The sequence below is a fragment of the Pseudomonas sp. 7P_10.2_Bac1 genome (genome assembly GCF_025465935.1).
GTDB lineage: Bacteria > Pseudomonadota > Gammaproteobacteria > Pseudomonadales > Pseudomonadaceae > Aquipseudomonas.
In genome coordinates this window covers 1-1050 of the sequence record NZ_JANLNV010000032.1, presented here as the reverse complement: position 1 = coordinate 1050, position 1050 = coordinate 1, and the positions used below count along the sequence as shown (strand labels likewise).

Genomic DNA, 1050 nt, shown 5'->3' with positions numbered 1-1050 from the left:
AGCATGTCCGTGGAATCGAGTGGCCCGTCGGGGTGTTTGGCTTTGTCCAGGTGCAACACGGGCGTGTCGGGCGCTTCGATCTGCGGCGCGGGGAGTTCACGCAGCGGCGCATCGAGTTTGAAGCCCAGTTGCTCCTGACGCTTCTCGATCCAGCCACGGCCCAGCGGGTTGCTGTAGCAGACCTCGTTGAGCAGGTATTCGGGGCTGTCGGGCGCCAGCGGATGCTCGGGATTGCGCACCACGCTGCTGCCGCCAAAGGCGTATTCCCAGCGCAGCGCAACGGCGAGGGCGGGCTGCGGTTCGGTCAGTTGCCAGCCGCCGAACAGGCTGTGTTTGAACTGCCGCGGCCCTGTGAATCGCAATTGCTTGTCCAGCAGGTTGCGGCGGCTCGGTGCATCGGCGAAGGCTTTTTCGGCCGCTATACGCCGGGCTTGCCATTCCTGAAGTTGGAATTCGTTCAGCGGCTCGCCGGGGCTCAGCGGCTTGGGCAGCGGCACTTCAATCTGCAACGGGGGCAGCGGCAGACTCAGCCGTACACCGGCGTCCCAAGTCGTGGCGGGTTGGCCCTGAGGCGCATGTGCCCGGCCCACCACGATCACATCGCAGCGTGGTTTGAACGGCGCCAGGTCGCTTTCTTCACAGACGCTGCTGGTGCCTTCATCGCCGTAATACGTGTCGCCGGTACACAACGGCACGGGATCGTCGTCCATCACTTCGGCCCGCCACTGCCCCGGTTGACCGTCGACGGGCAACAACCGGTAGCCGACCTTCATGGCCAGCACCGGATACTCTTGATCGTCCACACCCAAGGCACTGAAACACAGCGTATCGAAGGGCGTCAGATTGCGAAATTCCATGACGCCTCCTCAGTTGATGTCCACGTCTTTGCCGTTGATCTGTACCGCGCCCGTTGCGCTGAAGTCGAAGGTGCGGCCGTTGATCAGCACCGAGCCGTCGGACTTCATCGTCAGGGTGGATTTACCCACCGTGACGGTGAATTCATCACCGGCATCGATGGTGAAGCGCTTGCCCACCACGACCGATTTGTGC

2 protein-coding genes are annotated in these 1050 nt (G+C 62.9%); both read right to left on the bottom strand.

Going from position 1 to position 1050, the window contains the following annotated elements:
* The coding region (locus NTD86_RS06440) for a DUF2169 domain-containing protein (protein ID WP_262201325.1) at window positions 1–857 on the bottom strand (857 nt) is incomplete at its 3' end.
* A gap of 9 nt (window positions 858–866) precedes the next feature.
* Window positions 867–1050 (bottom strand): hypothetical protein (locus NTD86_RS06435; protein ID WP_262201324.1); only part of this gene is annotated, 184 nt, incomplete at its 5' end.